Origin of the sequence: Acetomicrobium flavidum (assembly GCF_900129645.1) — a bacterium.
Lineage (GTDB): Bacteria > Synergistota > Synergistia > Synergistales > Acetomicrobiaceae > Acetomicrobium > Acetomicrobium flavidum.
Window position 1 is genome coordinate 1,395,001 of sequence record NZ_FSQZ01000001.1, and the last position, 24,547, is coordinate 1,419,547.

Sequence of the window (24,547 nt, forward strand, 5' to 3'; positions counted from 1 at the left end):
GGGAGTGAAATAGACCTGAAACCGTGTGCCCACAAGCTGTCGGAGCCTGACTTGAAGGCAACTTCAAGCCGGGTGACGGCGTGCCTATTGAAGAATGAGCCGGCGAGTTGTAGCGCGTGGCGAGGTTAAGGGCGTAAACGTCCGAAGCCGTAGGGAAACCGAGTCCGAATAGGGCGCTAGTCGCGCGTTGCAGACCCGAAGCCGTACGATCTATCCATGGCCAGGTTGAAGTCCGGGTGACACCGGATGGAGGACCGAACCAGTTGGTGTTGCAAAACCATTGGATGAGCTGTGGATAGGAGTGAAAAGCTAATCGAGTACGGTGATAGCTGGCTCTCCCCGAAATGCATTTAGGTGCAGCCTCCTGTGTTCAGTGGTGGAGGTAGAGCACTGGATGGGTGAGGGGGGTGATGACCCTACCGAGCTCAACTAAACTCCGAATGCCACCACTTAATAGCAGGGGAGTGAGACCGTGGGGGAGAAGCTTCACGGTCGAAAGGGAAACAGCCCAGACCGACGGCTAAGGTCCCAAACGCGAGCTAAGTGTTATAAGGATGTGGAAGAGCTTAGACAGCCAGGAGGTTGGCTTAGAAGCAGCCATCCTTGAAAGAGTGCGTAATAGCTCACTGGTCGAGCGCTTCTGCGCCAAAAATGTAGGGGGCTAAGCTCGCGACCGAAGCCTCGGATCCGAAGACTTAGGTCTTTGGATGGTAGGGGAGCGTTCCTGTCGGGTCGAAGTCGCATCGTGAGGTGCGGTGGACTGGCAGGAAGTGAGAATGCCGGTATGAGTAGCGTTAAAGCAAGTGAAAGACTTGCTCACCGGAAGCCCAAGGGTTCCTGGGGAAGGGAATCCGCCCAGGGTTAGGCGGGGCCTAAGGCGTAGCCGAAGGGCGAAGCTGATGGACAGCCGGTAGACATTCCGGCCCCACCTTGGCAACGTTTGTACCGAAGGGGTGACGCAGGGAGCTAGGCGCGCTGGGCGATGGAATGCCCAGTCCAAGGGAGTAGGGGGAGCTTTCAGGCAAATCCGGAAGCTCGTTAACCCCGAGACCTGATGGGGAGCCTTAATTATAAGGCGAAGGCGTTGACGCTGCACTGCCAAGAAAAGCCTCTAGGGAGGAACCAGGGTGCCCGTACCCTAAACCGACACAGGTGGGCTGGTTGAGCAGACTGAAGGTGGACGGGATAACTCTCGCTAAGGAACTCTGCAAGTTGACCCCGTAACCTAGGGAGAAGGGGTGCCCGCGTTAGGTGAACTCTTTTACAGGGCTAGCCGAGGCGGGTGGCAGAAACCAGGTCCAGGCGACTGTTTAATAAAAACACAGGGCTCTGCTAAAGGCGAAAGCCGATGTATAGGGCCTGACACCTGCCCGGTGCCGGAAGGTTAAGGGGAGGGGTTAGCCAAAGCGATTTGGCGAAGCTCCAAACTGAAGCCCCGGTAAACGGCGGCCGTAACTATAACGGTCCTAAGGTAGCGAAATTCCTTGTCGGGTAAGTTCCGACCTGCACGAAAGGTGTAACGATCTGGACGCTGTCTCAGCGAGAGACCCGGTGAAATTGTGGGACCGGTAAAGACGCCGGTTACCCGTGGTGGGACGGAAAGACCCCGTGGAGCTTTACTGTAGCCTGACATTGAATTTCGGTACGTCATGTACAGGATAGGTGGGAGGCTGTGAAGCTGAGGCGCCAGCCTCAGTGGAGCCGCCCTTGGGATACCACCCTTGACGTGCTGGGGTTCTAACCGCGAAAGCGGGACCGTGTCAGGTGGGCAGTTTGACTGGGGCGGTCGCCTCCTAAAGAGTAACGGAGGCGCGCGAAGGTCACCTCAAGGCGTATGGAAATCGCCTGAAGAGCGTAAGGGTATAAGGTGGCTTGACTGCGAGAGCGACAGCTCGAGCAGGCACGAAAGTGGGTCCTAGTGATCCGGCGGTTCCGAGTGGAAGGGCCGTCGCTCAACGGATAAAAGCTACCCCGGGGATAACAGGCTGATCCCGCCCGAGAGTTCCCATCGACGGCGGGGATTGGCACCTCGATGTCGGCTCATCGCATCCTGGGGCTGTAGCAGGTCCCAAGGGTTGGTCTGTTCGCCCATTAAAGCGGTACGTGAGCTGGGTTTAGAACGTCGTGAGACAGTTCGGTCCCTATCCACCACGGGCGTAGGGGGTTTGAGAGGAGCTGCTCCTAGTACGAGAGGACCGGAGTGGACGAACCTCTGGTGTACCGGTTGTGGCGCCAGCTGCAGGAGCCGGGTAGCTAAGTTCGGAAAGGATAACCGCTGAAGGCATCTAAGCGGGAAGCCTCCCTCAAGATGAGACCCCCCACTGGGTAAGCCAGGTAAGGTGTCCTGTAGATGACAGGGTAGATAGGCCGGAGGTGGAAGCCCCGTGAGGGGTGCAGCTGACCGGTACTAATACACCGAGGCCTTGTCCTAATGAACTTTCCTCTTTCCCTTGTAGTTTTTGAGTAAAAGGCTTGAAACAGGCACATGGTGGCCATAGCGGAGGGGAAACACCCGGATCCATGCCGAACCCGGCAGTTAAGCCCTCCAGCGCCGATGGTACTACGGGGGGTACCCGCGGGAGAGTAGGTCGCTGCCATGTGCCTGTTTTTTGTGGTGTCTATATACTCTATAAAGAAAGAACGTCACGAGGTGTTTTTGTATTATGCACAAGAATAAAAGAGTTATCTTTGGTGTGAACGACGTACCACCATTCACTATATTACTATTAGCCGGTGCTCAGCATGTCTTGACGCTCTTTGGTGCTACTACGCTTGTCCCTCTGATATTGGGTCCCGAAATGGGAATGACAAGAGCTGAGATAGGATTCTTTATTTCATGCGTATATTTAGCCATGGGGATAGCAACCTTAATTCAAACACATCCCAAGCTTGGTTCAGGGCTTCCGATAGTACAAGGATCTAGCTTTAGCTTTATCCCTCCCATAATGACCATAATCGGGATTTACAAGGCGATGGGACCTAACGTAGTCATGCAGTATGTCGGTGGTGCCCTGATAAGCGGAGGTTTATTGCTTTCTTTCTTGGGTTATAGCCGCATAGTTGGTTATATCCGTAAGATTATTACTCCAGTCGTGATTGGTCCGACGATAATGGCCATTGGATTTTCCCTTGCCCCTACAGCTGTTCAGTACAATGCGGCTAACTATTGGCCTATTTCTTTATTGGTCGTTTTTTTGATCTTCCTTTTTAGCCTTGTCGTCAAAAATCAATATTTAAACATTTTTTCAGTATTAACATCCATTGTCACAACTTATCTATTGTGCCTGGCATTATCTGCCCTCGGAATATTTGCAACCGGACACCCTGCCTATATTGATCTTACAGAGGTTTTTAAAGCACCGTGGTTTAGGTTTACTGGTATTATGCCTTGGGGAGCTCCGAAGTTCAGCGTGGTGGCTTTCGGAACAGGATTGGCAGGATTTTTCTCTGTAATGATAGAGTCGATAGGAGATTACCATTCTTGCTCCTATGCTGCCGGTTTGGATGATCCTTCATCTGAAACTATAAGCAAGGGCATTGGTGCTGAAGGTTTAAATTGTGCCATTTCCGGAATGCTTGGCGGTGTTGCCACGACCTCCTATACCGAAAATATCGGACTAATCGGTTTGACGGGCGTTGCCTCTCGCTGGGTTGTAAGGACAGGTGCCGTTATATTGATATTGATGAGCACAATAGGAAAGCTTGGTGCTTTGATTGCCACCATACCGAGTCCTATAATCGGTGGAGCATACATATCTTTGTTTGGCGTAATTGGTGCCCTCGGAATTCAAGTTTTGATGAGGGCTGACATGGGTAGCCAGAGAAACGTATTGATAGTCGGCTTTGCCTTTTTAATGGCTCTTGGCCTTCCCGGATGGGTCGAGCAAAATCATGCCGTTTTTTCGACGTTAGGTGTTCTTGGAGAGGTCATATGGGCTGTGCTTAAGACGCCAATGGCGGTTGCTGGCATATGTGCTGCTGTCTGTGACAGTTTAATTCCAGGGACTGACGAAGAGCGGGGTATTGGCGTTAAACTAGAATGAGCTTATAATTTAAATAAGGCAGGGAGTTCTCCCTGCCTTATTTAAATTACGAGGTGAAAGGTGAGATATGAAGGCTTTACTTCTGGCGGCTGGCGAGGGGCGTCGTTTGGGCTATCATAAGATGCTTAGGTCTATTGCCGGCAGACCAATGATCTTTTGGACGTTAGACTCCTTAACAGCCGCAGGCTTCCTGCCAAAAGACATCATAGTAGTAATCGGATATAACAGCAGTCAAACTGAAGGTATATTAAAAAGTTACGACGCCTCTTTAAATGTAGTGAAAAACCCCGACTATAAAAATGAGATGTTCTCCTCGATAAAAACAGGCATTTCATTTGTGCCGGAAAGCTGCAATCATGTTCTAATCGCTCTTGGCGATCAACCTCTGGTGAAACCTGAGACGATAAAAGCTATATTAGAGAAGGGCAATCCCTTGAAGGTGGTTCAACCAACTTACAACGGCAAAAGATATCATCCTCTGTTAATTCCTCGCAGCTTGATTGAAGCCATTCGTAGAGCTCCGATACATTTTACCTTGAAGGACCTCATGCCGCCACCGGAAGATAGGATTTTAATATCCGTCGACGACGAGGGAGTTGCCCTTGATGTGGACACGCCCGATGATCTGCAAAGGGCTGAAATCCTTTTAAAGGCCAGGCTAAAGGGATTGACGTAAGGCCTTTATGTTGGCCCCATTGTCGACGGCTATGACCTCAGACATTATGGAAATGGCAATTTCCTCTGGCGTCTCTGCCTTGATGGGCAGCCCAATGGGTGCAAATATGCTGTCGAGAAATTCTTGAGATACACTCATCTTGGACAAGTTTTCTTTCATCACGGCTATCTTGCGCTTGGAGCCTATTACTCCTATGTAGGCTGTTTTTTTGCCTTCAAGTTTCTGTACGACTTCCGTATCCAGAGAATGTCCCCTGGTCGCCACTATAACGTGAGTAAGGTCGTGAAACGACAGGTGTTTTTCAAAGGCCTCATCGAGAGGGCAAGCTATTGTACGGGCCCATGGGATGTTTTGTGTGTTGGCAAATTCCTCTCGTTCGTCCCATACAGTTACCGCATAGTTCAGGAAGCTTGCAACTTGGGCGACGGCCTTGCCTACGTGTCCTGCCCCGAAGATCAAGACTTCTTTTTTTCTGCCTATGAGCTCAAGAAACACCTTAGCCTTGCCGCCGCAGGCGGCCTTTGTATCTGTTGGCTCGGTCGCCGTAAATTCCTCTGAATATAGGGACGAAGGTCTTCCTTCACGGATCAGCTTTAGGGCTTCCTGAATGACGTGGTATTCTAAAATTCCTCCGCCAATGGTCCCTACGATCGAGCCGTCTTCCCAGACTAACATCTTGGCGCCTACGTTTCTTGGAGCTGATCCCTCTTCGTCTATGACTGTGCATAAAACGCTTCTTTTGCCCTTTTCGATGGAATCCTTCAAAGCCTGTACGATTGTTAGATCCATTGAATTTACCTCCTTGTATATATGGCTCATTTTGTTGCAGATTTATTATAAAATATACAAGTCAATCGAGGTTATATGGACTCAATTTATTTAAGGGTTAAATGAGCCCTTGAGGAGGATTTAAGTAATGCGAAAAAAGACGGTAAGCCTAGATCAGGCAATAGGTCATATCTTATCTCATGACTTGACGAAAATAGATGTCAAGACTGGCTTTAAGGGTGCCATCTTCAAAAAGGGACATGTAGTCGGACAAGATGACATAGAAACGCTAAGATCTATGGGAAGGGAACATCTAACGATATTGGAATTGGAAGAAGACGAGGTACACGAAGATGATGCCGCTTCGGCTTTAGGGTCAGCCATCTGTGGAAGAGGATTGAAATTGACCGCCCCAAGCGAAGGAAGGTGTAATTTGATAGCCGACTTCAGGGGGCTTCTTTACTTTGATCCAGACAAAGTTCATCTGATAAATTGCGATTCCGACTGGGTAGTAGTGACGTTGTATCCTTACACGATGGTGGAGCCCGGGGATATAGTTGCTGGTTTCAGAATTTTACCGCTTGTCATTAAGAAGGCACAGCTTGAAAGGGCTCTGCATGTTGGCGCTAAATTTGAGGTAAGGGCTTATAAACCCCTTAAAGTTGGTTTGGTCACGACTGGAAGGGAAATTAAAAGCGGGATAATAGAAGATGCCTTCAGGCCCAAACTTGAAAGGAAGATAGCGTATTTTGGGGGGAGCTTGTTAGGGCAAAACATGGCTGGAGATGACCTATGCGAGATTGAAGAGGCAATACAGAACTTTTTGGATAGTGGAGCAGATTTGGTCATCTGCACAGGGGGCATGAGCGTGGATGCTGATGACAATACCCCGCGAGCTATTGCGCAAGCCTGTGATGAGATAAAATTTAAGGGCATACCAGCTTTGCCCGGATCAATGCTCATGGTGGGAATGAAAGGGCAAAAAGTAATCATTGGAGCGCCAGCATGCGTCGTTCATGACGAATGGACAAGCCTGGATTTGATTTTGCCTAGGATATTTGCCGGCACCATTCCTTCCTTTGACGAAGTTCGCAAATTTGGGGTCGGGGGACTTTGCAGGCGCTGCGAGATGTGCACCTTCCCTAATTGTTCTTTCGGGGTGAAGGCATAAAAGTTGAATGACATAAGAAACACCTTAAAGCTTTTTAATATAAGACCGACCAAGGCGCGCGTTCTTATCTGTGAGATATTGATGAAAGAGGGTCGTCCGATATCTCATGGCGACCTACAGACGAACGATTCCCTGAAAGAGATCAATAGAGTTACATTGTATAGAGCTCTCAATGCCCTTGTGGATGCAGGATTAGTACATAAGGTTCTTGGCGTTGACGGCTGTTGGTATTTTTGCCTCCATGAAACGGAGAAGCCTGGATGCCCAGGAGACCATCCTCACTTTTATTGTCTCAAGTGCGGTAGCATGGAATGCCTCAAAGAATACAACTTACCCTTCATCGAGGTCCCTAAAGGATACCTCGTCGAAGGCAAGCAAATGCTTGTGTATGGGGTTTGCGGAAAGTGTCGACATAACATGGATTGATGTCAAGAAAGAGTTGAAAACAGTACATCATCGCCTAGCTTAACGGGGTCTTTTTCGTCCTCATGTACGACCTCTACAATCGATGAATCGTCATATACGGATATGACTTTAAGGTTTCCCTTAATTTCATGGTAACTGTATCCATTTAGATCGTGATCCCTTATGGCGTATAAAATAGCTCCCCTTTTAAGGGAGTCCTTGAGTCCTAAATCGGTTATGAACCTCTTCTGCGTTTTTTGTTCGTTTGATGCGTTGCAGTCGATGGCTCCTATTATCTTCCCCTTTATGCCGTATTGGGCCAAATCTTGATAGAGCTCATTTTTTGCCCTATACAACGTCTTCTTTATAGCTTGCCAGTATAAGGATTTTTCGAAGTTATCCCACCAAGGGCGTTTAAAGAAGCTCTCTTCGTAAATCGGGTACCAGCGTACATCGCTAATTTTATATTCTCGACGCCATGACGTGACGTTACCTTCATCGCTTCTTTTTTGATAGTTTATCCGTAAAAAAGCGACAGCCCGCTCTGTTGAGCCCAGTAGATCGCTTTCCTTGGGCTTGATATCTCGAAGCACAACTTCAGCTTGCAACATAGCTCCTTCCCTTGTTGCCGTCACGTAAACCAACGGTGATTCCTCAAGCATTCTGATGAATTCGGCTTTAATTTTTTGGGGCAGTACGTCATACGTCAAAGTAAACCTGTCCTTGTATATCTTTAGATCGGTTTCGTTTTTAACATCATCCACGTAGATGTCGATAGGCAAGGCATTTGCCTTGATTTCGACGGCAAAAAACAGAACGAAGAAAACAGCCATAAGCCCACGCCAGAAGGATCTGCAAGCCATGTTTGATCTCTCCTAAACAATGTTTAAATGTTCATTAACCGACCGAAAGAAGGCGTCAATATCCTCATCTACAACCAAGCTTACTTTGCTCATGGGTAAATACGCGGTGGAAAACTCTCCTTTGTTTACGACCACTATGGTTCCCCTGCACTCTGCAGGTATCAAAGCGGCCGGTGTCACGACTAGCGAGGATCCCACGACGAAAAACAGGTCGCTTTCCCTTGCAAGCTGTATGCATTTATCCAAATACTTAACGGGTTCCCCAAAAAACACTATGTCAGGCTTTATTACACCCCCACAGGCGTCACAGCGAGGGATATCTTCCTCGAAAGTCTTTTTAAGGCTTTCCTCGTAAGTGTAGGCCTTGCCGCACTTAACGCAAAAACTTTCCCACACACCGCCATGTATCTCGTATACCTTTTTGGAACCGGCTCTTTGATGAAGGGAATCTATATTTTGCGTTATGATCCCGATTAGCTTGCCAATTTCCTCGAGCTTGGCGAAGAACTTATGGGCAAACGTAGGTTGTACCTGTTGCAGTGCCCTTAAAAACTCCCTATGAAACCTGTAAAAAAGAGAAGGATCACGGTAAAAATAAGAGATATCAAAGATCCTCTCCGGATTTTCTATGCCGGCCGTACGATATAATCCTTTCGGTCCCCTAAAATCAGGTATGCCTGCATTGGTCGAGATTCCGGCCCCGGAAAGCAAGCAAATTTTCTTGGCCTCTTTGATCATGTCAGCACATTTGGCAGCTAAATCTGACATGCTCGTCACCTCCTAGGTGCTTCCGGTTCTCGCATATTTTCATAATATACTTTATCATTAATGGAGGATATTTGCATCCTCCGCTTTATAGGAATAGTGTATCGTGATGGAGGGATAAAGGTGGCAAATAGGTATGATGTGATAGTGGTAGGAGCTGGACCAGCCGGTCTTTTTGCAGCCCTCGAATTGTCAAAGGCAAATTTAAGCGTCCTTTTGGTGGATAAGGGAAAGACCCTTGAGGAACGTAAGTGTCCGTTGAAGATGGGTTTGGTTCCGACATGTGCTCACTGCAATTCCTGCAGTCTTATGTGTGGGTGGGGAGGAGCTGGGGCTTTTAGCGATGGCAAATTGACATTGACTCCCCATTTTGGCGGGAACCTCGAAAAATACGTGGGCAAAGAAAAATTGCTCGCGTTGCTGGACGAGGTTGATTCCATCTGGATGGAGCACGGTGCAAATTCGGCCCCGCTTTTCGAGCCGGACCCCGAATTCGCATCAAGCGTAATAAAAAGGGGTCGTGTCGCTGGACTGCAGGTAATTCCGGCCAAGATACGCCACATAGGCACGGATAGGACCAAGGAAGTGCTGCGCAATATCTATCATAAGCTGCGCGATAAAGTTGACATATTAATGAATACTGAGGTAAAGAGCATCTTGTCTGAGGATGGCAAGGTTAAAGGTGTAGAGCTTGTTAGCGGAGAAAGGCTTGATGCAGAATATGTGTTGCTTGCCCCTGGCAGGGAAGGAGCTCCCTGGATGGAGCGCACCAGCAAGGAGCTTGGACTGTCTGTGGATTCTCTGCCGGTAGACGTTGGCGTCAGGGTTGAAATTCCTGCTGAGTTGGCCGAGGAGTTGACTGAACAGTTTTACGAAGTGAAGGCCATATACAACTCTCCTACCTTCGACGATCAGGTTCGGACATTTTGCATGTGTCCTTACGGAGAAGTGGTAACGGAGTTTCAGTCCGACGGGGGAGTGGTCACCGTTAACGGACATAGCTACAGGGATAAAAAGACTGATAATACTAACTTTGCCATCCTCGTGAGCACGGATTTCACCCAGCCCTTTCACGATCCAAACGGATACGGTGTTCACATCGCTCGGCTTGCCAACATGTTGGGCGGATCGGTATTGGTTCAACGCCTGGGAGATCTAAAACTTGGGAGGCGTTCGACCCGCTCGAGGATAGAAAGGGGCTTGGTAAAGCCAACATTGGTAGAGGCTGAACCCGGCGACCTTTCTTTCGCCCTCCCCTACAGGCACTTGAAAGATATATTAGAGATGCTTGAAGCGCTGGAATCTATAATTCCCCATGTAAACGATAAATATACATTGCTTTATGGCATTGAGGTAAAATTTTATAGCCTTAAGCTTGCCTTGGATAGTAAGCTTAAGACCTCCGTCAAGGGTCTATATGCAGCCGGTGACGGAGCTGGTGTGACCCGAGGTGTAATTCAGGCCTCGGCGAGTGGATTGGTCTCGGCAAGGAGCATAATCGAGGAGATCAATAAAACGGTTTCAAATAGCTAACTCGACTTGAGGTATAATTAAGTTCGTGAAAATCTAGATGGATGTGAAGGGGTAAACGATATAGCGAGAGTAAACATTTTCTGGCTGACATTACTGGATAGCATATAATTTACATGGTGCAAAAGCATGTTACTGGAGGAAGGAGGCAAAGCTATGGGTGTTGACAAGATTGATCTACAGGCACTCTTCACGTTAAGTTACGGGCTTTATATTGTCACTGGAACTCATGACGGTAAGATGAACGGGCAGATCGCTAATGCATTGATGCAGGTGACTGCAGATCCGATATGCTTGGTGGCCGCCCTGCACAAGGACAACTTGACGACCGAGCTAGTGGAGAAGGGAAAGGCCTTTGGAGTTTCGGTGCTTGAAGAAGATACGCCGATGACCTTTATAGGCACCTTTGGTTTTAAGTGTGGACGTGACATTGATAAGATGTGTCAATGTCAATATAAGATCGGCGAGACAGGTGTCCCATTGGTATTGGATCATTCCCTTGCCGTTATAGAGGCAAAGGTGATCGACGTAATTCCTGTGTATACTCATAAGCTCTTCGTGGCCGAAGTCGTATCTGCTGAGACGCTAAAAAGCGGTACTGCATTGACCTACGCCAATTACAGGTTGATCAAGGGTGGGAAATCTCCCAAAAACGCTCCGACCTTTGTATTTAATAAGGCATAGATAAATCATTCTCGCAAACAGGGAGACGCATCATCGGCGTTTCCCTGTTTGCGTTGGCTTTAGATTAAGGGGGCTAGGAAATTAACTTGAAAATGCGCGATTTACTGGAGAAGTTGTATGATGCTTACAATGACATACAAAAAGCGGAGGAGGACCCTGTCCGTTTTTTGCATGACTTTGAAGATCTAAACGCCAGGGAAGTGGTAGGCATAATAGCCTCATCTTTGGCCTTTGGGCGCGTTTCTCAAATAATAGCTTCTGTTGGTAGCGTCGTTTCTTTGCTTGGTGACGATCCTGTAGGTTTTGTAATGAGTTCCTCTGTCGAGTACTTAATTGCAAACCTTGACGGATTTAAGCACAGATGGGTGAGTGGAAAGGAAGTTGCTGGATTATTATATGCCTGCAAGAAGTTGTTGACAAAATACGGTTCGTTTCAAGCTCTCTATGAGACTTGTAAGCATACGGGCAAAGATCCTCTAATTGGCTTTGCTTTATCTATTAGAAATGAATCTTTTTGTGATATAAGTGCCTTAATTCCGGACGCAAGCAAAAACAGCCCCTGTAAAAGGCTTAGGCTTTTCCTGAAGTGGATGGTCAGAAAGGATAATGTAGATCCCGGAGGATGGATGGTCGAAAGCCCGTCAAACTTGCTTGTCCCCTTGGATGTCCATATGTGGAGGGTAGGCAAGAACCTGGGGTGGATAAAAAGGCAGGTTCCGGACCTAAAGGCTGCCGTTGAACTGACTCAGGCCTTTAAGGCCATAAGGCCAGATGATCCGCTGAGGTATGATTTTGCCCTTTCTCACGTGGGAATGGAAGGCATCGAATTCGAGGAAATATTATCTGCTTTAAAGGGGTGTTTGTAAGTCTATGTATATGGATATGGATAGGTATAACGTCTGTGTCGTTACTTGCAAGCAGGGTGCTACGACGAAAGAAGTTCATGTCGAAAGGGGTACGTCGCTTCTTCGTGCATTAAGGTCCATGGGCATTGTTTTGGATGCAGGCTGCGGCGGGTTGGGTAAATGCGGACGATGCAAGGTCATGACCGATGGTATCTTAGGCAGACCCTCTCAAATAGAGATGAAACACCTAGGCGAAGAGCTGGATGAAGGTTGGAGGCTTGCTTGTCAGGCAACCGTCGAAGGGGATGTGGATGTATACGTCGATATATTGGATGTGGGCGGTAAGGCGAGATTTGTAGATGTTAACGGCGATGCTTTTGGCCAGATTTCTCCAAGCGTCGTCAAAGAGAAGATAGATATCGACTTAGATGACAAAGGGGCGACAAGCTTAAGGGATTTAATTTGCAGCATATTGGGCAAACCGCATTTAAGCTTTAGGCCTGAGGCACTGGCTGATATATCGGCGCTTTTGTCCGACATAGGAACAATTTGCGCTTACCTCGTTACCATAGATGACCAATGCATAGCGGCTTTTCCTGAAAACTATGACAAATCTGCCTATGGCTTTGTCTGCGATTTGGGTACCACGACTTTATCCATGGCGTTGGTGGATCTAAGTAGCGGTAAAGTGGTTTCTGGCTATACCAAGACGAATCCACAAAAAAGCTATGGTGCAGATGTGATATCTCGAATATCTGCCGCCCTTTTGAGCGAGGGGCTGCATGAAATGAGATCTGTTTTGCTTGAATCGATCAGCGAGATGATGAGGCATTGCTTAAAAGAGGCTAAAGTAAACAAGAAGGATGTCTTTGAGCTTTTAGTATTGGGCAATACCGTAATGGAGCATATCTTTTGGGGAATATCGCCCAAGTCGTTTGCAAGGTCTCCATATTTGCCTGTATTTACGGATGGTTTAACGTCTGAAGCTTCTAACTTTCCCGGACTCCTCATGCACCCTTTGGGCAGGGTGCGGACTGTGCCTGCTATAGCTAGATTCGTAGGCGGAGATATGACTGCCCTGCTTTTTGAATTGATGTCGCTAAATCCCAAGCTACCGTCGTTAGTGATCGACCTGGGCACCAACGGTGAGATAGGGTTAGTCTTAAACGATGCTATTTTTGTGACTTCCGCCGCGGCCGGTCCTGCCTTTGAAGGGGGAGCGATAAGCTGCGGTATGCCGGCAACGGATGGTGCAATTTACGCTCTTCATTGGGATGAAAAATATGGACTCAAACCTATGGTCTTGGGCAACACAAAACCTAAGGGGATGTGCGGTAGCGGAATTATCAGCACACTGGCCTTATTTATTCGTTTGGGGTTGATTGAGGAATCGGGAAGGATTAAGGATCCTGAATCCATTAAAGATGAAACCCTGTTATCTAAGATAAAAATCGAGGACGAGAAAAACGAAAGGAAGATAATCATCGCAGAAGATGTTGCCCTAACGCAATGGGACATTAGACAGCTTCAGTTGGCAAAGGGAGCTATATATGCCGCTGTTGAAATACTGACAGAAGAAGCTGGCTTAAATGCAGATGCCTTGAATGCGATTTATCTGGCTGGCTCCTTTGGAAGCTGTTTGAATCCCAAAGATGTGATGGATATACGTTTATTGCCTAAAGCTTTTAAGGGGGAGGTCGTAGCGCTTGGGAATGGCGCCTTAAAAGGGGGGCTGCGCCTCTTGTTAAAGGGGCGCAAGGCGTTTGAAGACGTTGATCCCATGCTTTCCAAGGTGAGATATGTGGACATAGAGGAAAGGGGATTTTCTCAAAGGTTCTTGGCTAGCCTCTTCTTTCGTTAGATATTTGGGATTATCGTTTGATTGCAACAAAGGCCCTTAAGAAAAGGGCCTAAATTTTTTTCTTGACAAATAGGAATTTAAGTACCATAATTCCTGTTAGAAAGGAAGGTAGAACGATGAAAGGTGGAGTAGTGCAGATATCTCAAGCGGCGTCTATTGCTTTGCATGGCATGGGATTGCTGGCCCTGTACGGGAAGAGGATGAGCATTAAAGAGCTTTCGGAGATGATATCCGTGTCCGAACCTCATGCCGCCAAGGTATTTCAAAGGTTGGTCAAGGCAGGCCTGGTAAATTCCACGCGCGGGCCCGGTGGTGGAGTTGAGCTTTCAATTCCTCCATCGAAGATAAGCCTTTGCGATATCTATGAGGCCATAGAGGGCAAACCATCGCATGACTATTGTTTGATAAATCGACAAGCCTGCCCCTTCGGAGCATGCATATTTGGAACGATGATCAAGAAGATAAATGACGAATTTGTAAGTTATATGTCTAGTAAGACTTTAGCTGACTTAGTGGGGAGTGATATTTTTGATGAAGCAAAAAATATTGCGGCGGGTAATAAAGATTGACGAAGACAAATGTGACGGCTGTGGTCTGTGTGCCGAAGCCTGTCATGAGGGGGCAATCGTCATAGAGAACGGTAAAGCTAAACTTAAAAGGAAATCTATCTGCGACGGGTTGGGCGATTGCGTGGGTGAATGCCCCAAGGGGGCCATATCCTTCGAAATGAGTGAGGTAGAAGAATACCTGGGCCCCGATGAAGGCAAGGGCGCACCGGGGGATAGGGTGCTTCCTTGTGGTTGTTCGGGAAGTGCTGTTGTTGACATGCGAATCGATAGGACCAAGGCTGCCTTGGCTGTAACCGCAAATAAAGTTGACCAGGATGCTGGGATGATATCGCAGTTGGCCAATTGGCCTATCCAGCTTAAGCTGGTCCCAGTAGATGCTCCTTACTTAAGGGAGACTCCTATCGTTTTGGCAGCGGACTGCACAGGCTTTGCTCTTCCAGGCTTTCAGCAGGCCTTCCTTGAAAGTGGCAAAAGCATGTTGCTCATTGGCTGTCCCAAGCTGGATGATGCCAATTTATATGAAGAAAAATTGTCTCAAATATTAAAGAACAATAAAACACCCCAGCTTACGGTAGTGATCATGGAAGTGCCTTGTTGCAGCGGGCTTTGGAGGTTGGCAGAAGCTGCAGTAGATGAGGTTGGTATTGACATAGACTTGATTAAAGTGGTTATTAGTATTGATGGTAATATTAAACTAAAGGAAACGATAAAATATAGATATAAGTCAAATTAAGGAGGGATGTTTACATGTTTTGTTATCAATGCGAGCAGACGGCACAGGGTAGCGGATGTACAAATTTCGGAGTTTGCGGAAAAAGTCCAGAGGTGGCCGATCTTCAGGATTTGTTGATTCACGTAACTAAGGGCATATCCATGTACGCTCATCGAGCTCGCGCTCTAGGGGTTAGCGATCAGGAAATCGACTCCTTCGTGGTGGAGGCGTTGTTCACTACCGTAACGAATGTTAACTTCGATGAAGAACGCATGGAGCAGATGATTCGAAGAGCGGAAATTATAAGGGCAAAGGCACGCAAACTCTATGAAGATGTCGCCATGTCTAAGGGCATAACTCCAGAGAACCTTAGCGGGCCGGCAACTTTTGAGCTTGCAAAAGATAAGGCTGGCCTGATATCTCAGGGAGAACAGGTGACGCCCGAGTCGCGTGCCAAAAAGCTTGGCGATGTAATGGCCGGACTACACGATCTCATACTTTTCGGTTTAAAAGGAAGCGCTGCATATGCTGATCACGCTCAAATTTTAGGCAAAAAAAGCGACGAGATCTACGCCGGATTTCATGCCTTTCTAGATTTCCTCTCTAGGGAGAGTTTTACGGAAGAGGAATTATTGGGAAAGGCCATCGAATTCGGCCACTTCAACCTTAAGGTTATGGAGTTGCTTGATGCAGCCAATACCGATGCTTATGGCCATCCTGAGCCTACCAAAGTCAGAGTAACCCCTATAAGAGGAAAGGCCATAGTAGTTTCCGGACATGACTTAAGGGATTTGGATCTCCTTTTGAAACAGACGGAGGGGAAGGGCATAAACGTATATACGCACGGAGAAATGTTGCCCTGTCTGGCCTATCCGGAGCTTAAAAAATATCCCCACTTAGTGGGCAATTATGGTAGCGCTTGGCAAAACCAGAGGACCGAGTTTGATGAGTTCCCAGGTGCGATATTAATGACTACCAATTGCATCCAAAAGCCAAAGGATTCTTACAAAGATAGGATCTTTACAACGGGCCTTGTGGCATGGCCAGGCGTACGCCATATTGGTCCTGATAAGGATTTTTCTCCCGTAATAGAGGCTGCTTTAGCCCAGCCTGGTTTTACTGAGGACGCACCTGAAAAATACATCACCATAGGTTTTGCAAGGAATACGGTGTTGTCCGTGGCGGACAAAGTTATTGACCTGGTAAAGAGGGGTAAAATCCGTCACTTTTTCCTGATAGGTGGTTGTGACGGAGCAAAACCAGGTCGAAATTACTACACTGAGTTTGCAACGAGCGTACCAAAGGATTGTCTAATATTGACCTTAGCCTGTGGCAAATATCGTTTTAATAAGTTAGAGTTTGGTGACATCGAGGGCATCCCAAGGTTGCTCGACATGGGGCAGTGCAACGATGCTTATTCAGCTATAGTTGTAGCCAAAGCACTTGCCGATGCCTTCGGTATAGATGTAAATAGCCTTCCCTTGTCTCTCATTTTGTCGTGGTATGAGCAGAAGGCGGTTTGCATTTTATTGTCCCTTATTGCCCTTGGCATCAAGAACATGCGGTTAGGGCCAACCCTTCCTGCCTTTTTAAAGCCCAAAGTCGTCGCTTTCTTGAGCGAAAATCTTGGCCTAAAACCCATCACTACTCCACAGGAGGATCTGAAGGCCATTCTTGGTTAACGGCATAAGATAACTAAATGTGGTCTAGCTAAATAAGTAAGGGCAAATATTCATATTTGCCCTTACTTATTTATGAATTAATGTAGCATTATTATAATATGACATTGTGCATGAGAATTTCATTTTCATATGACAGTGTTATAATTAAATTTAGGTGCGAGATGAATGATGAATGTCAAAAGAAAAGCAATTAGTTTAGACAATTTGTTCGATAACGATAAGCTAAACAAAAAGCTACTGGATAAATATATTTGGATCCTTGCCCTGCCGTCCTTGCTGGAACTGATGCTGGCTACCCTCTTTGGTATGGTAGACATGATAATGGTGGGAAACGTCAGTGCTGCATCGTTAGCGGCCGTGGGAATAAGCAACCAGCCAATGATGTTGATATTAGCCGTCTTTCAGGCTCTAAATGTTGGCACCACAGTTTTGGTAGCTCGTTTCATCGGTACTGGCGATAGGCGATCCTCTGGCCTTGTGTTAAGGCAAACCTTGATCTTGACTGCTATCCTGGGTGTATTGACCAGTTTGATTGGCTTTCTCTTTGCCAGAAGAGTTGTCGTATTCATGGGTGCTAAGCCTGAGGTAATCCCTCTGGCTACATCCTATTTTGGCATCGTGGCGTTAGGTTCCATTTTCATCGCTATAACCATGGGTATCACTGCTGCACTGCGGGGTGCTGGCGACACGGTCAGTCCAATGAAGTACAATATCCTTTCCAATTTAATCAATGTATTTGGGAACTACATATTGATTTACGGCAAGCTTGGTTTTCCTGCTATGGGAGTGACGGGAGCCGCACTTTCCACCACTATTTCACGCGGTCTTGGCATGATGATGGCTTTTTATGCTGTGCACCGCCAAGGGTCTATATTTTCGAATTTTCCTTTGCTGAGGTTAAAGGTTGATGTTGGCCTCGTAAAGCGCATGCTTAGGATCGGCTTGCCATCCGGGCTTGAACAAGTGGCGTTAAGGACGGGGCAGATCGAGTTTGCCCGAACTGCGGCCAGCCTTGGCACAATGGTGTTTGCTGCTCATCAGATAGCTCTTAATGTCGTGGGGCTTTCCTTTGCTCCAGGTCAGGCCTTTGGCATAGCTGCAACCACTCTTGTCGGACAAAGTTTGGGGGCTGGTAGGCCTGATGTCGCCGAAAGGTGTGGCTTTGAAACTCGCCGCCTGGGCATGATAATAGCCTTCTCCATTGCCCTTTTGTTTTTCTTTTTCGGCAGGCAAATTGCCGATATCTACATCAACGACGCAGAGGTAACGCGCATGGCTGCCAAAGCATTGAAGATAGTTGCAATTATGCAACCCCTGCAATCTACCCAATTCATATTGGCTGGTGCCCTGAGGGGTGCTGGCGACACGCGTTGGCCCTTGTTGTCCACCATGATCGGTATTTGGTGTATTCGGGTGGTGTTTGCTAAGGTGTTTGTCGCCTTGGGGTTTGGATTGATTGGTCTATGGACTGCTCAGCTTTTGGACCAACTTTTTCGCTCGATTTTTATTTATAAGAGATACACATCCGATCGCTGGAAGACGATAAGGGTATAGACCTGGCTTTTGCTCTTGATGTGCTGCCTGCGCTTTACGCTCCAAGCGCTTACCCGCCGTGTATATTGTATTTTAGTTATGTTCCTATTGAATAAATAATAAAACAGTGCTATTTTTCTTAAAACGTTGGATACATTCGAATTCGACTTTCGACTAATTTTTAAATTGTTTTAAGAAAAGGAGGCACAAAAAGCGTGCTGGATGAAATGCCCTATAGGAGCATTGCGGGGGCTGTTAAGGAAAGGCTAATGGTCGAGATCTTGTTTTCAGATAAATACAAGCCCGGCGAGTGGATTAACGAATCTGTCATTGCAAAGGAGCTTAACGTCAGCAAAGCTCCGATCAGAGAGGCACTGAGAGAGCTCGCAGCAATCGGTATTGTGGAAATTGTACCCCATAAAGGTGCTAAAATAACGCAATTTAGTAAAGAAGACATGGAAGAAATATATACAATTCGATATTTGCTTGAAGAGCGCATATTTAATGATTTGATCAGTAGAGATGCATTATCTCAAGAGGATATAAATCATTTAAAAAGACTAGTTCAAGAGATGAAAGAAGTTATTCTTTTAAACACTCCAGGAAAGCCTATATTAGGTAATTTTCTTTTAAAAGATCTAGAATTTCATAAATATCTTTGGTCCAAGTCAAATCTTAAATGGACCGTAAAAGTGCTTCTTGACATTTACCTCCTATTAATTTTAGGAATGTACAACTTCCTTATGGATGCAGATTTAATCAAGACCTATGAGTATCATGTCAGGATAATAGATTACTTAAAAGCAAAAGATATAGAACAATTCAAAAAAGATAGATCGGAAAGTTATTATACCTTGAGAAGGCACTAGATTATCGGGAGGGATATGCAAAATGGGAAGAACAGTAACTGAGAAGATCCTTGCTGCTCATTGTAAACAAGGAAATTTCAAACCGGGCGATATCATCGACGTAGATGTGGACTTGCTTTTGATGAACGATATAACGGGACCCGTTGCCGTCGAAGTATTTAATAAGATGGGGGATGGTGACGTCTTCGATAAAAACAAAATAGTGGTGGTGTTGGATCATTTTACTCCAAACAAGGATGTCACTTCCGCAAAACTTTCAAAGACCATGCGCGATTTCGTTGCAGAAAAAGGGATATGTCATTTTTATGATGCTGGTTACGGAATAGAGCACGTTGTTCTCCCGGAGGACGGCTTGGTAAAACCTGGCGATTTGGTGATAGGCGGCGATTCTCACACGGTAACCCATGGTGCTTTGGGAGTTTTTTCCACGGGGATGGGCAGTACCGATGTGGCAGGAATCATGGCCTTGGGCAAGACATGGCTCAAGGTTCCAGAGCAAATGAAGGTGTTGCTGGTAGGGGCTCCTGGTAAATGGGTCTCGGGCAAAGATGTAATACTTTACGTAATATCGATGATAGGCACAGATGGAGCCCTGGGAAAGTCCTTGGAGTTTGATGGTGTAGGCGCTAAATATATGGATATGGATTCCCGTTTTACCATTTGCAATATGGCAGTCGAGTGCGGAGCCGTTAATGGCATATTTGCCTTTGATGAGGTCACCAAGAAGTTTGTGGATGCTTTGGGATTGCGAGATTACAAGGAATACAAGAGCGACGCTGATGCCATATACAAAAAAATCATCGATGTGGACTTAAGCGAGCTTGAACCAATGGTGGCCATGCCTCATTTGCCTTCGAACGCTAGGCCCGTTACGGAGGTAGGTGACATCAAGATCGATCAAGTGTTCATAGGCTCGTGTACTAACGGTCGCATAAAGGATTTACGCATTGCTGCAGAGATAGTTAAAGGCAAAAAGGTGCACCCTAGCGTAAGAGGATTGATTGCACCGGGCAGCAGGAAGGTATTTGCTCAGGCATTGAAGGAGGGTTTGATCGAGACTTTTACCGATAGCGGATTTACCATATTGCCTCCGGGTTGTGGTCCTTGTTTCGGTGGACATTTGGGCATCTTGGCCAAGGGAGAACGGTGCGTTTCCACGACTAACAGAAATTTCGTAGGTCGTATGGGAGACAAGGAAAGCGAAGTTTACCTGGCAAATCCTGCGATAGCAGCAGCTTCGGCGGTAGCCGGAAGATTGGTTCATCCTGCAGAGGTGATGTGAGATGAAAATAAAGGGAAGAGCTTTAAAATATGGCGACCACGTGAATACGGACGTCATAATTCCGGGAGCATACTTGAGCCTTACTGATCCAAAAGAACTGGCAAAGCACTGCATGGAAGGAATAGACCCTGATTTTCCCAAAAAAGTCAAAGCTGGTGACATAGTCGTGGGAGGCGTAAACTTTGGATGCGGATCCTCCAGAGAGCATGCGCCGATGGCTCTTAAGGGATGTGGGGTAGGTGCTGTAGTAGCGAAGAGCTTTGCTGCCATATTTTATCGCAACGCAATTAACATTGGACTGCCACTCATAGAATGCCCTGAAGCAGTCGACGAGACGGATGAAGGCGATGTTTTGGAAATAGATATGGACCTTGGTGTGCTTCAGAATATCACCAAAGGTAGAAGTTATCAGATTCCTTCGCTGCCTGAATCCATCAAAGACATACTAAGCCTTGGCGGTTTAATTGAATATGTGAAAAACATGAAGGGAAGGGCGTAAATATGGGCAAGACCGAGAGCGTTCGCAAGCGGTTTGCGACAATGTTAGAAGATGATGGGATAATCGTCGCACCTGGCTGTTATGATGCATTGTCCGCCCGCATCATCGAGGCTACAGGGCATGAATGTGCATATATGACGGGATTTGGAACTTCGGCAAGCTTGCTTGGTTTGCCAGACATGGGCTTTATAACGATGTCCGAGATGATAGATAATGCCCGACGCATAGCAGGGGCAGTAAATATACCGGTAATTGCTGATGCCGATACCGGTTATGGTAATGCCCTGAACGTATGTAGAACTGTACGCGAGTATGAACAAAGTGGCGTTGCGGCCATCCACATAGAGGACCAGACATTTCCTAAACGTTGCGGTCATCTCGAAGGCAAAGAAGTTGTAAGCTCAAGTGAGATGGTCCAAAAGATAAGGGCAGCCTGCGACGCCAGGACCGACCCTAATTTTAAGATTATAGCAAGGACTGACGCTAGGGCAGTAATGGGATTGGAGGAATCGATAAGGCGTGCCCGGGAGTATTATGATGCTGGAGCTGATGTCATCTTCGTAGAGTCTCCATACAGCGCAGACGAGTTTAAACAAATATCGGAAGAGCTGAAAGGCATACCTCTTTTAGCCAATATGGCCGAGGGTGGAAAGTCTCCCATGCTTTCCGCTGATGAGCTTGAAAGGTTAGGGTACAAGATAGTCATATTTCCCGTGGGGTTGCTATTTTCTGCCACCAAAGCGATGTATTCTCTGGCAGAGGAGATAAGGGTCAAGAAAACCGATAGGGACGTTCAGGATCAAATGTGGTCCTTCAAACAGTTCACGGATTTTATAGGAGTTTCAAAGTGCAATGAGCTTTCGCAGAAATATAAGACCAACTGATAATTGAAACGAAGATTAAAAGGGTCGGCTAATTGCTGACCCTTTTAATCGATCTATGGACTTATTTTTTTGCTATGACAGCGAAAAATACCAGCGGAACGTCGCCGATATTTTTTATGCTATGGGACATTCCCTTGCGCGTCAATAAGATATCCCCTGGATTTACTTCAATTTCGGTGCTGCCATCGGTAAGTAGCCCCTTGCCTGACATAATTGCGTAAACTTCCTCATCATCCGTGTGCTCGTGAAGGCCTATGGACGCTCCGGGATCAAGCTCTATGCGAGAAGCCATCTTGATGGCCCCTTTGTCGTCGGGGATGGGTACGTAATAAAAAGCTATCTTGCCCTTTCCGCCGCGCATATTCTCGCGAATTACTTGTTCGCTTGATTGTTTCAAGATTGTCATTTAAGTAAGCACCTCCCCTTGGTTCTTTTAGTCCTTAGAAAGAGCCCTTTCAAGCAGCAACCTTTGCTCTACAGCAGCAACAAGCCTTCTCGTATAGCCAACGGTGTCCGGGTTGACGGATATGCTGTCAATTCCCTTGCGAACTAGAAACTCGGCAAACCCGGGGTATACAGATGGAGCTTGTCCGCATATAGAGCAAGTTTTTCCGTATTTGTGCGTTGCTTTTATCAGTATCTCGATGGCCTTTAAGACTGCAGGATCCTGCTCGTCGAAATAGCCCATTCTGTTAAGTATTCCAGAATCCCTATCGACTCCCAATGTCAATTGCGTGAGGTCATTGCTTCCTATGCTCACGCCATCTACTTTTTGGGCGAACTCCTCGGCCAACATCACCACCGAAGGCACCTCTGCCATGATCCATATTTTCAGCGTTCCACCTTGAGTTAGACCTTCAGAAGCCATGATTGCCTTCACTTTATCCAACTCCCAAAGGTTCCTTACGAAGGGGAGCATTACCCAGGTATTCGTTAATCCGTATTCTTCCCTAACTTTACAAATGGCTCTGCATTCCAGCCTAAAGCCTTCTTCGTACTCCGGTGAAATGTACCTGGAAACGCCTCTCCAACCGATCATGGGGTTGTTTTCGACAGGTTCGACCTCGTCACCGCCCTTGAGACCCCTAAATTCGTTTGTCCTAAAATCACTAAAACGGACGACTACGGGCCGTGGATATATGGCTTGAGCAACTTGAGCTATTCCCTCGGCCATCCTGTTTATCAATATGTCTCCCTGGTTTTGTTTAACTAAATACATCGGGTGGATTCCGATCATATCCGTAAATATGAACTCGGTCCTCATTAAACCAATGCCATCGAAGGGAAGGTCTTTGTATTTATCGATGAGCCCGGGTTCTCCAAGGTTCATGTAGATCTTTGTACCCGTTATTGGGCTCCACTGTTCAACTATCTCCCTCATCTTTCGTTCCGACATTTCGCTGACCTGAGCTGTTGCCTTAGGTTTTTGCTCTTGTAACTGAAATAGCCTGTCACCTTTGTATACCACTCCCCTGGTAGCGTCTACTGTCACCACCATGCCGTCCTGTAAGATCTCCGTTGAATTTTGGGTGCCAACAATACAGGGTATCCCAAATTCCCTGGACACTATAGCGGCATGACACGTCCTTCCGCCTTCATCAGTGATGACGGCTACCGCCTTTTTCATTGCAGGTACCATGTCGGGGTTTGTCATGGTCGTGACAAGCACGTCGCCCTCTTCTATCCTGCCTATTTCATTGACGCTCTTTATTTTTTTGACCTTACCCACGGCTATTCCGGGGGAAGCTGCCAAACCCTTAACCAGGACCTCCGGTTCAGATTTTCCTTCTAGAATGGTCGGACCCTCTTGTTCCTGAGGTTTAAGCGTAGTAACGGGCCTCGATTGAAGAATGTAAAGCTCGCCCGTATCTCTGTCGATGGCCCATTCAATGTCCTGGGGGAATCCATATAGGTTTTCTATTTTCTTGCCCATATTGGCAATTTTTCTTACCTCATCGTCGGTTAAAGAGGGTTCAGAGATTGCTCCCGGCCCCAAGATGTCCTTGACGTTGACCTTTGTTGTACCTATTCCAGAGGCCTCTCTAACGATCATGATCGTTTTCTTTGCTATCCGTTTTTCCTTTATGCTTAAAGTGTTCTTATCCACGAGAAATTCGTCGGGCGTTACTATCCCTGAGACCACTGCCTCGCCCAAGCCCCAACTGGCATTTATCAAAATCTCATCGCGGTCATTGGTTATGGGGTTTACAGTAAACATGACACCTGACTTCGATGCATTGACCATCTTTTGTACCACGACGCTCAGCAAGACGCTCATGTGGTCGAATCCTTTGATTTGGCGATAATATGTGGCCCTTGAAGTCCAAAGGGATGCCCAACATTTTTTTATGTTTTTCAAAAGGTTTTCCTTGCCTTTTATATGCAAGTATGTGTCTTGCTGTCCAGCAAAGGAAGCATCTGGCAGGTCTTCCGCGGTTGCCGAACTGCGTACCGCAACTTCAGGTTCATTTAGGTTGACAAGCTCTGCCAGCTCTGCGTATGCTTGTAAAATGTCCCTTTCGATTTGTGGCGGGACATCAGTTTCTATGATTAAATTTCTTATTTTAGCAGTTTTTTCTTCCAAATCCTCCGAATTTTCAAAATCAATTTTAGAGACGATGTCTTCTATGACTTTGTTGATATTGGATAGCGTGACGAAATCCTTGTAAGCTTTCGATACTAGACAAAATCCCGGTGGTACCGGTATGCCGTGATTGGTCATCTCGCCAAGGTTTGCCCCCTTGCCGCCGACCAGCGGTATATCTTCTTTCCCAAGTTCGTCGAACCATTTGATGTAACTGTAAGAGCCTTTTGACATATCTCTGTCACTCTCCCTTCGGGATCTCTTTTTTGACGCGACTATTAATATACCATATTGTGGAATGAATGATAAAGCATGAAATGCT

General features: G+C 46.8%; 21 protein-coding genes and 2 rRNA genes (1 of these 23 cut by a window edge). 18 read left to right on the forward strand and 5 right to left on the reverse strand.

Going from position 1 to position 24,547, the window contains the following annotated elements; translation table 11 throughout:
• The 4 genes from BUQ78_RS06985 to BUQ78_RS07000 form a co-directional block, all read left to right on the forward strand.
• Positions 1-2,431, forward strand: a 23S ribosomal RNA gene (locus BUQ78_RS06985) (it extends 566 nt beyond the left edge of the window).
• 53 nt (positions 2,432-2,484) lie between these two features.
• Positions 2,485-2,600 (forward strand): 5S ribosomal RNA (rrf, locus tag BUQ78_RS06990).
• A gap of 63 nt (positions 2,601-2,663) precedes the next feature.
• A complete protein-coding gene (locus BUQ78_RS06995; protein WP_074199744.1) occupies positions 2,664-4,043 on the forward strand; it encodes a uracil-xanthine permease family protein in 1,380 nt (459 codons plus the stop codon).
• Between the two features lie 67 nt (positions 4,044-4,110).
• On the forward strand, positions 4,111-4,719 hold the full coding sequence (locus BUQ78_RS07000) for a nucleotidyltransferase family protein (protein ID WP_074199745.1): 609 nt from the start codon (positions 4,111-4,113) through the stop codon (positions 4,717-4,719).
• Here BUQ78_RS07000 and BUQ78_RS07005 read toward each other — a convergent pair.
• Positions 4,702-5,508 (reverse strand): XdhC family protein, encoded by an 807-nt coding sequence (locus tag BUQ78_RS07005; RefSeq protein ID WP_074199746.1) that lies wholly within the window; start codon positions 5,506-5,508, stop codon positions 4,702-4,704. The genes BUQ78_RS07000 and BUQ78_RS07005 overlap by 18 nt on opposite strands.
• Before the next feature lie 127 nt (positions 5,509-5,635).
• On the opposite strand from BUQ78_RS07005, the gene BUQ78_RS07010 reads away from it, so the two are divergent.
• Both BUQ78_RS07010 and BUQ78_RS07015 read left to right on the forward strand, forming a co-directional pair.
• The gene (locus tag BUQ78_RS07010) at positions 5,636-6,658 is read left to right on the forward strand and encodes a molybdopterin-binding protein (RefSeq protein ID WP_074199747.1); all 1,023 of its coding nucleotides are present in this window, start codon (positions 5,636-5,638) and stop codon (positions 6,656-6,658) included.
• 3 nt (positions 6,659-6,661) lie between these two features.
• Entirely contained in the window at positions 6,662-7,084 is a 423-nt protein-coding gene (locus tag BUQ78_RS07015; protein ID WP_074199748.1) for a Fur family transcriptional regulator, read from the forward strand.
• Positions 7,085-7,086: 2 nt separating this feature from the next.
• On the opposite strand, the gene BUQ78_RS07020 is transcribed toward BUQ78_RS07015, so the two are convergent.
• Together BUQ78_RS07020 and BUQ78_RS07025 are read right to left on the reverse strand one after the other, a co-directional pair.
• Complete coding sequence (locus BUQ78_RS07020) at positions 7,087-7,926, reverse strand: hypothetical protein (protein WP_074199749.1); 840 nt, start codon at positions 7,924-7,926, stop codon at positions 7,087-7,089.
• Between the two features lie 12 nt (positions 7,927-7,938).
• Positions 7,939-8,694: an SIR2 family NAD-dependent protein deacylase gene (locus BUQ78_RS07025; RefSeq protein ID WP_074199750.1), complete on the reverse strand. Its 756-nt coding sequence runs from the start codon at positions 8,692-8,694 to the stop codon at positions 7,939-7,941.
• A gap of 120 nt (positions 8,695-8,814) precedes the next feature.
• Between BUQ78_RS07025 and BUQ78_RS07030 the strand changes: the two genes are divergently transcribed.
• From BUQ78_RS07030 to BUQ78_RS07085, 12 genes are all read left to right on the forward strand, one after another.
• Positions 8,815-10,224, forward strand: coding sequence for an NAD(P)/FAD-dependent oxidoreductase (locus BUQ78_RS07030; protein WP_074199751.1), 1,410 nt, complete (start codon positions 8,815-8,817; stop codon positions 10,222-10,224).
• A 153-nt stretch (positions 10,225-10,377) separates the two neighbouring features.
• Positions 10,378-10,905: a flavin reductase family protein gene (locus BUQ78_RS07035; protein ID WP_014807578.1), complete on the forward strand. Its 528-nt coding sequence runs from the start codon at positions 10,378-10,380 to the stop codon at positions 10,903-10,905.
• Between the two features lie 92 nt (positions 10,906-10,997).
• Positions 10,998-11,771 carry a TIGR02757 family protein gene (locus tag BUQ78_RS07040; RefSeq protein ID WP_318259650.1) on the forward strand — a complete coding sequence of 258 codons (774 nt, stop codon included), beginning with the start codon at positions 10,998-11,000 and terminating at the stop codon, positions 11,769-11,771.
• Between the two features lie 4 nt (positions 11,772-11,775).
• Positions 11,776-13,611 carry an ASKHA domain-containing protein gene (locus BUQ78_RS07045; RefSeq protein WP_074199753.1) on the forward strand — a complete coding sequence of 612 codons (1,836 nt, stop codon included), beginning with the start codon at positions 11,776-11,778 and terminating at the stop codon, positions 13,609-13,611.
• A gap of 116 nt (positions 13,612-13,727) precedes the next feature.
• Positions 13,728-14,180 carry an RrF2 family transcriptional regulator gene (locus BUQ78_RS07050; RefSeq protein ID WP_014807575.1) on the forward strand — a complete coding sequence of 151 codons (453 nt, stop codon included), beginning with the start codon at positions 13,728-13,730 and terminating at the stop codon, positions 14,178-14,180.
• The gene (locus BUQ78_RS07055) at positions 14,143-14,913 is read left to right on the forward strand and encodes an ATP-binding protein (RefSeq protein ID WP_074199754.1); all 771 of its coding nucleotides are present in this window, start codon (positions 14,143-14,145) and stop codon (positions 14,911-14,913) included. Before BUQ78_RS07050 ends, BUQ78_RS07055 begins: the two co-directional genes overlap by 38 nt.
• A gap of 14 nt (positions 14,914-14,927) precedes the next feature.
• On the forward strand, positions 14,928-16,574 hold the full coding sequence (gene hcp / locus BUQ78_RS07060) for a hydroxylamine reductase (RefSeq protein WP_074199755.1): 1,647 nt from the start codon (positions 14,928-14,930) through the stop codon (positions 16,572-16,574).
• Between the two features lie 165 nt (positions 16,575-16,739).
• Complete coding sequence (locus BUQ78_RS07065) at positions 16,740-18,128, forward strand: MATE family efflux transporter (RefSeq protein ID WP_318259560.1); 1,389 nt, start codon at positions 16,740-16,742, stop codon at positions 18,126-18,128.
• A 194-nt stretch (positions 18,129-18,322) separates the two neighbouring features.
• Positions 18,323-18,976 carry a GntR family transcriptional regulator gene (locus tag BUQ78_RS07070; RefSeq protein ID WP_074199756.1) on the forward strand — a complete coding sequence of 218 codons (654 nt, stop codon included), beginning with the start codon at positions 18,323-18,325 and terminating at the stop codon, positions 18,974-18,976.
• 22 nt (positions 18,977-18,998) lie between these two features.
• Positions 18,999-20,258 carry a 3-isopropylmalate dehydratase large subunit gene (locus BUQ78_RS07075; RefSeq protein ID WP_074199757.1) on the forward strand — a complete coding sequence of 420 codons (1,260 nt, stop codon included), beginning with the start codon at positions 18,999-19,001 and terminating at the stop codon, positions 20,256-20,258.
• A gap of 1 nt (position 20,259) precedes the next feature.
• Positions 20,260-20,757: a 3-isopropylmalate dehydratase small subunit gene (locus tag BUQ78_RS07080; protein WP_014807569.1), complete on the forward strand. Its 498-nt coding sequence runs from the start codon at positions 20,260-20,262 to the stop codon at positions 20,755-20,757.
• 2 nt (positions 20,758-20,759) lie between these two features.
• Positions 20,760-21,641, forward strand: coding sequence for an isocitrate lyase/PEP mutase family protein (locus BUQ78_RS07085; RefSeq protein WP_014807568.1), 882 nt, complete (start codon positions 20,760-20,762; stop codon positions 21,639-21,641).
• A gap of 61 nt (positions 21,642-21,702) precedes the next feature.
• On the opposite strand, the gene BUQ78_RS07090 is transcribed toward BUQ78_RS07085, so the two are convergent.
• Positions 21,703-22,047, reverse strand: coding sequence for a cupin domain-containing protein (locus BUQ78_RS07090; RefSeq protein WP_014807567.1), 345 nt, complete (start codon positions 22,045-22,047; stop codon positions 21,703-21,705).
• Positions 22,048-22,074: 27 nt separating this feature from the next.
• Positions 22,075-24,459, reverse strand: coding sequence for a phosphoenolpyruvate synthase (ppsA, locus tag BUQ78_RS07095; RefSeq protein ID WP_014807566.1), 2,385 nt, complete (start codon positions 24,457-24,459; stop codon positions 22,075-22,077).
• Between the last annotated feature and the right edge of the window lie 88 nt (positions 24,460-24,547).

What these genes read in the sequence shown, in the direction of transcription:
- BUQ78_RS07050 (WP_014807575.1), top strand. Translation starts at nt 13,728, where the DNA reads ATGAAAGGTGGAGTAGTGCAGATATCTCAAGCGGCGTCTATTGCTTTG.
- BUQ78_RS07085 (WP_014807568.1), top strand. Translation starts at nt 20,760, where the DNA reads ATGGGCAAGACCGAGAGCGTTCGCAAGCGGTTTGCGACAATGTTAGAA.
- BUQ78_RS07025 (WP_074199750.1), bottom strand. Translation starts at nt 8,694, where the DNA reads ATGTCAGATTTAGCTGCCAAATGTGCTGACATGATCAAAGAGGCCAAG.
- BUQ78_RS07010 (WP_074199747.1), top strand. Translation starts at nt 5,636, where the DNA reads ATGCGAAAAAAGACGGTAAGCCTAGATCAGGCAATAGGTCATATCTTA.
- BUQ78_RS07045 (WP_074199753.1), top strand. Translation starts at nt 11,776, where the DNA reads ATGTATATGGATATGGATAGGTATAACGTCTGTGTCGTTACTTGCAAG.
- BUQ78_RS07065 (WP_318259560.1), top strand. Translation starts at nt 16,740, where the DNA reads ATGATGAATGTCAAAAGAAAAGCAATTAGTTTAGACAATTTGTTCGAT.
- BUQ78_RS07080 (WP_014807569.1), top strand. Translation starts at nt 20,260, where the DNA reads ATGAAAATAAAGGGAAGAGCTTTAAAATATGGCGACCACGTGAATACG.
- hcp (WP_074199755.1), top strand. Translation starts at nt 14,928, where the DNA reads ATGTTTTGTTATCAATGCGAGCAGACGGCACAGGGTAGCGGATGTACA.
- ppsA (WP_014807566.1), bottom strand. Translation starts at nt 24,459, where the DNA reads ATGTCAAAAGGCTCTTACAGTTACATCAAATGGTTCGACGAACTTGGG.
- BUQ78_RS07090 (WP_014807567.1), bottom strand. Translation starts at nt 22,047, where the DNA reads ATGACAATCTTGAAACAATCAAGCGAACAAGTAATTCGCGAGAATATG.
- BUQ78_RS07000 (WP_074199745.1), top strand. Translation starts at nt 4,111, where the DNA reads ATGAAGGCTTTACTTCTGGCGGCTGGCGAGGGGCGTCGTTTGGGCTAT.
- BUQ78_RS07075 (WP_074199757.1), top strand. Translation starts at nt 18,999, where the DNA reads ATGGGAAGAACAGTAACTGAGAAGATCCTTGCTGCTCATTGTAAACAA.
- BUQ78_RS07040 (WP_318259650.1), top strand. Translation starts at nt 10,998, where the DNA reads ATGCGCGATTTACTGGAGAAGTTGTATGATGCTTACAATGACATACAA.
- BUQ78_RS07020 (WP_074199749.1), bottom strand. Translation starts at nt 7,926, where the DNA reads ATGGCTTGCAGATCCTTCTGGCGTGGGCTTATGGCTGTTTTCTTCGTT.
- BUQ78_RS07035 (WP_014807578.1), top strand. Translation starts at nt 10,378, where the DNA reads ATGGGTGTTGACAAGATTGATCTACAGGCACTCTTCACGTTAAGTTAC.
- BUQ78_RS07055 (WP_074199754.1), top strand. Translation starts at nt 14,143, where the DNA reads ATGAAGCAAAAAATATTGCGGCGGGTAATAAAGATTGACGAAGACAAA.
- BUQ78_RS06995 (WP_074199744.1), top strand. Translation starts at nt 2,664, where the DNA reads ATGCACAAGAATAAAAGAGTTATCTTTGGTGTGAACGACGTACCACCA.
- BUQ78_RS07005 (WP_074199746.1), bottom strand. Translation starts at nt 5,508, where the DNA reads ATGGATCTAACAATCGTACAGGCTTTGAAGGATTCCATCGAAAAGGGC.